We start from the raw sequence: 1,434 nt of genomic DNA on the forward strand, positions 1-1,434 counted from the left end.
TCTTGCAGTTCTCCACCGCGGCAAACGAACTGCCACTGACTGCGTTTCGTCTCCGCGAACACGAAGGCTTCGTCTATGTGTATGACTTCAACGCGTGGTGGCGCCACGAGATACGGGTGGAGCGGCGTAGGCTGCGGCAACATCCTGGCCAGCTGCCACGTTGCGTGGCCGGTTGCGGGCGTTGCTCGCCAGAGGACATGGGCGGGATCGAGAGCTATATGGCGGCTAGGGACGAACGCAGTGAGTATGAGTTCCTCGATTGGCTCGAATCGCTGCGCGAGGAGCCAATCGTGTTGGAAGACTTACGCGATGAGATCGACGGGTGGCTGACTTGGCTGGATCGTCGCTTTGACCGTCAGACCGTCAATGATCGGTTGCGAGAGCGGAACGTGTCAATGACTTTGCGTCACCTGGCTTCATGAATTTACTGTGCCGGGTTGTGGTGTGTTCGGGGTAATGGCCTCCGATGGCGGCGGGTTGATCCAGACTGCTGTGGGCAGCCGCGGTGGTTCAGGGCGACGCCCTTTAAACCTTTTCGGGGACGCCCGGAATGCTGTGTCGAGAGCTGCCTGACGGGTGAGGCGCAACTCCTGGGCGAGCCCGTAATGAACGCTGTGCGGCGTCATGAATCCGATGCCCGAGTGCCGATGCACGGTGTTGTACCAGGCGAAGAAGGCCTGGCAGTGGGTGCGCGCATCCTCAATGCAGCCGAAGCGCGCGGGGAAGTCCGGACGGTACTTCATCGTCTTGAACTGCGACTCCGAGAAGGGATTATCGTCAGATACGTGAGGCCGGCTGTGGCTTTTCGTGATGTCCAGGTCGACCAACAACGCAGCCACCGGTTTGGAGCGCATGCTGGCACCGCGATCGGCATGAAGCGTGAGCACGCCGGGGGCGATATCGTGGCGTGCCACGCTGTCGGCGATGAGCTGTTCAGCGAGCTCGGCGCTCTCGCGCCCGGCGATCAACCAGCCCACGACATGGTGGCTGAAGATGTCCAGGATGACGTAGAGGTGGAAGCACGTCCATCTCGCTGGTCCCTTGAGTTTGGTGATGTCCCACGACCACACCTGGTTAGGCGCGCGCGCCAGCAACTCGGGCCTGGTGTAGGCCGGATGGACAAGCTGGTTGCGTCGCTCGCGCGAGCCGCCATTGACCGCCAGCAACCGGTACATGGTGCGCACCGAACCCAGGTAGCGGCCCTCGTCGAGCAACGTGGCGTGTATCGCCGCCGGCGCGGTGTCGGCGAAGCGCTCGCTGTTAAGGGTGTCCAGCAGCACCTGGTTTTCCAGGGCGTCCAGAGCCAACGGTGGCCGGGGCCGGGCAGTGGACCGTGGCAGTGGACCGATGAAGGCAATGCGACGCAGGTGGGCCCGCTGCCGGGCAGGCGTGCCGCGCGGCACGCCCAGCGCATGGCAGGCCGCGCTCGCGCCC

2 protein-coding genes are annotated in these 1,434 nt (G+C 63.6%); one reads left to right on the plus strand and one right to left on the minus strand.

The features are described 5' to 3' along the window. Window positions 1-422, plus strand: a 422-nt coding sequence (locus AC1DS6_RS42585; RefSeq protein ID WP_477104803.1) for an IS1096 element passenger TnpR family protein, incomplete at its 5' end; no start/stop codon positions are given. On the opposite strand, the gene AC1DS6_RS42590 is transcribed toward AC1DS6_RS42585, so the two are convergent. After that, on the minus strand, window positions 417-1,434 hold a 1,018-nt coding region (locus tag AC1DS6_RS42590), incomplete at its 5' end, for a transposase (protein ID WP_477104804.1). The two genes, AC1DS6_RS42585 and AC1DS6_RS42590, sit on opposite strands and share 6 nt — an antisense overlap.

The sequence above is a fragment of the Cupriavidus sp. 05L310 genome (assembly GCF_056398185.1).